Raw genomic sequence first — 4,517 nt, 5'->3', positions numbered from 1 at the left:
CGCAGCCGCTCCGAGGGGATGCTCGTCTGGACGACGGAGGCCGTCTCGCTCGTCCCCGGCTCCCTGGTGATCGACGTGGACCCGCAGCTGAACGTCCTCTACCTGCACGTGCTCGGCGTGACCCACGACGAGGGCGAGCGGATCGACGAGGTGCGCCGGACGGTCCTCCGGACGGAAGCGCGCATCGTCCGGGCCATCGGCTCCCGCGAGGACGTGCAGCGCGTGAATCGGCCGATCGAGGCCGGATCGGGGGTGGTCCGGTGATCGACTGGCTGATCTGGATCCTGGTGCCGGTCTTCGGCGCCGCCTGCCTGCTCGCGCTCGTGCGGATCCTCCGCGGTCCGTCCGTGCTCGACCGGGTCGTCGCGGCCGACGTGCTCGTCGCGACGATCATCTGCGGGATCGGCGCCGAGATGGCGGTCAACCACCACGCGCGGACCCTGCCCGTCGCGCTCGGGCTCGCGCTGTTCGCCGTCTTCGGATCGATCAGCGTCGCCAAGTTCATGGCCAACCGCGAGGAGGACTGACATGGACCTGTTCTTCGACGTGCTCACCGCTGTGCTGCTGCTGGTCGGCGCCCTGCTCTCGCTGCTGGCCGCGATCGGCCTGATGCGGTTCGACGACCTGCTCTCCCGGATGCACGCGGGCACGAAGCCGCAGGTGCTCGGACTGATCTGCGTGATGCTCGCGGTCGCCATCCGGAACCCCGGCTTCGCCGCCGCGGGGACGATCGTGCTGGTGATCGGCTTCCAGCTGCTGACCGTGCCCGTCTCGGCGCACATGGTCGGTCGGGCGGCCTACCGGGCCGAGGCCGTCTCTCCCGGGTACCTCGTCGTCGACGAGCTCGCGGAGGCGGTCACCCGCGCCGACGAGCAGGCCCGCGCGACCGGGCCCGAGACCGCGCACGCGTCCGAGGAGCGGGTGCGCACCTCGTCCGCACCCCCGCCCGAGGACGAGGACGGCCCGGCCGCGACCGCCTAGGCGACGAGGACGAGCTGCACGGCGGACGCGCCGGTCATGCTGCGCAGCGCGAATCCGCCGATCGCGAGGGTGACGGCGACCAGGCCGCCGACCAGCAGCACCAGCAGCGGCACCACCCACAGCAGCGCCCGTCGGCGTCGGGCTCGGGCCTCGTCCGGTGTCTCATCGATCACCCGTCGACTGTACGGGACGGCGGAGGGCGTGCCCCCGGCGCCCCCGGGGCGCCCGATAAACTCGACCGCATGACCCTGGACTCCGCTACCTCCGGCGCGCCCGAGAACTCCCCCGGCCCCGACTCCGAGGCCGAGCACCGCCGGGGAGCCGAGTGGTGGCGCACCGCCGTCATCTACCAGATCTACCCGCGCTCCTTCGCGGACGCGGACGGCGACGGCATCGGCGACCTGCCCGGCATCGCCTCGCGCCTCGAGAGCCTCGCCGAGCTCGGCGTCGACGCGATCTGGCTCTCGCCCTTCATGACCTCGCCGCAGAAGGACGCGGGCTACGACGTCGCCGACTACTGCGACGTCGATCCGCTCTTCGGCACCCTCGCCGACTTCGACGCGATGCTCGCCCGCGCTCACGCCCTGGGCATCCGCATCATCGTCGACCTCGTCCCCAACCACTCCTCCAGCGCCCACCGCTGGTTCCAGGAGGCGCTCGCCGCTCCCGCGGGCAGCGCCGAGCGGGCGCGCTACCTGTTCCGTGACGGCCGGGGCGAGTCGGGCGAGCTGCCCCCGAACAACTGGGAGTCGGTCTTCGGCGGCCCCGCGTGGACCCGCGTCATGGAGCCCGACGGCTCGGCCGGCCAGTGGTACCTGCACCTCTTCGACACCTCGCAGCCCGACTTCGACTGGACGAACGAGTGGGTGCGCGAGCGCTTCCGGGAGGCCCTCCGCTTCTGGCTCGACCGCGGCGTCGACGGCTTCCGCGTCGACGTGGCGCACGGGATGATCAAGGCCGAGGGGCTGCCCGACTACACGCCGCCCGCCGACAGCGGGTCGATGGGCGGAGTCGCTCCCGCCGACGGCGAGGAGCCCGCCACCGCCCCCTACTGGGCGCAGGACGGCGTCCACGAGATCTACCGCGACTGGCACTCCCTGCTCGCCGAGTACCCGGACGACCGCGTGCTCTGCGCCGAGGCGTGGGTGCAGCCGCTCTCCAAGCTCGCCCGCTGGGTCCGCCCCGACGAGATGCACCAGGCCTTCAACTTCGCCTACCTCGAGACCCCGTGGAGCGCACCCGCCCTCCGCGACATCATCGACTCCTCCGTCGAGGCCTTCGCCGCCGTCGGCGCCCCGTCGACCTGGGTGCTGTCGAACCACGACGTCGTGCGCCACGCGAGCCGCCTGGCACTGACGTCCGACAACCCGCAGGGCTACGGCATCGGCCCGCGCACGCCCGGACTCCCCGACCCCGTCCTGGGGCTGCGCCGCGCCCGTGCCGCGACCGCCCTCATGCTCGCGCTCCCCGGCTCCGCCTACGTCTATCAGGGCGAGGAGCTCGGGCTCCCCGAGGCGATCGACCTGCCGGACTCGGCGCGTCAGGACCCGACCTGGTTCCGCACCGGCGGCGAGCGCTACGGCCGCGACGGCTGCCGGGTGCCGATCCCGTGGGAGGCGGACGCGCCCGCGTACGGCTTCAGCGGCTCCGGCGACTCCTGGCTGCCGCAGCCCGGCGACTGGGCGCCGCTCGCCCGCGACCGCCAGCGCGGTGTCGAGGGCTCGACGCTCGAGCTGTACCGGTCCCTGCTCGCGGTGCGCCGCGCCGAGGACCTGGGCTCCGGCGCCGTCGAGTGGCTCGAGGGCTACCCGGAGGACGTCGTGGCGTTCCGCAACGGAGCCGTCACGGTGATCGCGAACCTCGGCGAGGCTCCGGTCGAGCTGCCCGTCGGCTCCGTGGTGCTGTCCTCGGAGGAGCTGCACGAGCCGGCGCTGCCGGCCGACACCACGGTCTGGCTGCGCGCGGAGTAGCGGGCCGCGGGGTCCGCCCGGCGACTCCCGCGTCCCGCCGCCGGGTCAGCGCCCGGCGTTGGCCTTGAGCCAGAGGTAGGAGTCGACCTTCGTCACGCCGTCGAGGCGGATCTCGAAGTGCAGGTGCGGGCCGGTCGACATGCCGGTCGTGCCCACCAGGCCGAGGAGCTGACCGACCTTCACCGGGTCGCCCTCGTTCACGGCCGCCGAGCCGTGCTGCATGTGCGCGTACACGCTCGAGACGAGCTGCCCGTCGATCTCGTGGTCGACGATCACGTGCACGCCGAGCGAGCCCTCGCCGTCGATGACCGTGCGCACGACGCCGTCGGCGATCGCCTGGATGGGCGAGCCGTCGCCCGGGTTGAAGTCGGTGCCGCCGTGGTTCACCGAGCAGCCCGCGCAGTTGCGGTAGCCGAAGCGGTCGCCCACCGGCACGCCGACGGCGAAGGGCCACTGGATGGACGCGTTCGGGTCGTTCGTGAAGCCGGTGTCGGAGGTGCGGACGATGTCGGCGACGTTGGTCTGCGTCTTGCGCTCCTGCACGCCGAAGCCGTCGCGGGCGACCGTCTCGGCGCTGACCTCGCCGGCGACGAACGACTGCGCGCCGCGGCGGGCGTCGGCGCCGAAGGGGGTCGAGAGGCTCTGCGCCTGCACGTCCTCCGCGGTCAGGAGCGATGTGGCCGGCAGAGAGGTCGCCGCCACGATGGCCGCGACGAAGGAGAGGGCGACGAGTCCGCCGACCCGGGCCCGGCGCACGGGCCGGAGCGGCGTCGCGCGCGGTGCGGGGACGGGGGCCGGGGCGCTGCGGACCGAGGCGACGCGGCGCTCCGCCTCGCGCAGCTGCTCCGCCGTGGGAGCCGCGAGGAGGTCGTCGGAGCCGCTCGCGAGCGAGACGTCGGAGGCGAGGGCCAGAGCGCGCTCGCGCTCGCGGAGCTCGCGACGGGAGAGCGGTGGAGTCGATTCGCCGGAGGTCGATGCAGGGGCAGCGGGGGCGGGCGAATCGGGGCTCACGAAATCGATGTCTTCCGTCGGGGGCAGGGGACGAGCGGGCCTCCAGGGAGAGGCACCGCTCGGCTCCGTGAGCGCAGCCTGTGCGAACATCACGAATTCATAAAGGATAACCACGGCCGGCGGGATCCGGCCAGAGGCCGCCGCGCACAGGCGCGATCGGGGCACGACGCGCGGCGAGCCCCGGCGGGATCCTGCGCCGATCCGCCTCTCGGCGCACGGAATCCGTGTCGGCCCGGCCTGGGAGAGCGGTTACACCTCGTCCGCGCGCAGGTGGCGCAGCAGATCCTCCAGCTCGGCGAAGAGAGGATCCGGTGCCGCGATGAGCAGGCCGGAGCCGAAGGGCGCGCCGTCGAGTCCCGCGACCCGCGCGCCCGCCTCCTCGGCGATGAGGGCGCCCGCAGCGAGGTCCCACGGGTTCAGGCCCCGCTCGTAGTACGCGTTCAGCTGCCCGGTGGCCACCGAGCACAGGTCGAGCGCCGCCGAGCCGATGCGGCGGATGTCGCGGACCGAGCCCAGGAGCTCCTGCACCACGGCGCCCTGGCGCATCCGGCGGCC

General features: G+C 73.6%; 7 protein-coding genes. 4 read left to right on the top strand and 3 right to left on the bottom strand.

Annotated features, from left to right (window positions below):
• From C5C27_RS16620 to mnhG, 3 genes are all read left to right on the top strand, one after another.
• The coding region (locus C5C27_RS16620) for a Na+/H+ antiporter subunit E (protein ID WP_181133577.1) at positions 1–264 on the top strand (264 nt) is incomplete at its 5' end.
• Positions 261–527, top strand: coding sequence for a monovalent cation/H+ antiporter complex subunit F (locus C5C27_RS16615; RefSeq protein ID WP_308470711.1), 267 nt, complete (start codon positions 261–263; stop codon positions 525–527). The genes C5C27_RS16620 and C5C27_RS16615, both read left to right, overlap by 4 nt.
• Before the next feature lies 1 nt (position 528).
• Positions 529–981, top strand: a complete 453-nt coding sequence (mnhG, locus tag C5C27_RS16610) for a monovalent cation/H(+) antiporter subunit G (protein WP_219813195.1) — start codon at positions 529–531, stop codon at positions 979–981.
• Here the strand turns inward: mnhG and C5C27_RS18250 are convergent.
• The gene (locus tag C5C27_RS18250) at positions 978–1,154 is read right to left on the bottom strand and encodes a hypothetical protein (RefSeq protein WP_159939698.1); all 177 of its coding nucleotides are present in this window, start codon (positions 1,152–1,154) and stop codon (positions 978–980) included. The genes mnhG and C5C27_RS18250 overlap by 4 nt on opposite strands.
• A 69-nt stretch (positions 1,155–1,223) precedes the next feature.
• On the opposite strand from C5C27_RS18250, the gene C5C27_RS16605 reads away from it, so the two are divergent.
• Positions 1,224–2,951, top strand: a complete 1,728-nt coding sequence (locus C5C27_RS16605; RefSeq protein WP_104314953.1) for a glycoside hydrolase family 13 protein — start codon at positions 1,224–1,226, stop codon at positions 2,949–2,951.
• A 45-nt stretch (positions 2,952–2,996) separates the two neighbouring features.
• On the opposite strand, the gene C5C27_RS16600 is transcribed toward C5C27_RS16605, so the two are convergent.
• Positions 2,997–3,962 (bottom strand): M23 family metallopeptidase, encoded by a 966-nt coding sequence (locus C5C27_RS16600; protein WP_146079731.1) that lies wholly within the window; start codon positions 3,960–3,962, stop codon positions 2,997–2,999.
• A 249-nt stretch (positions 3,963–4,211) separates the two neighbouring features.
• On the bottom strand, positions 4,212–4,517 hold a 306-nt coding region (locus C5C27_RS16595; protein WP_308471199.1), incomplete at its 5' end, for an inositol monophosphatase family protein.

This window comes from Rathayibacter sp. AY2B7 (assembly GCF_002931635.1).
Lineage (GTDB): Bacteria > Actinomycetota > Actinomycetes > Actinomycetales > Microbacteriaceae > Rathayibacter.
This window is presented reverse-complemented; position numbering and strand designations above follow the sequence as displayed.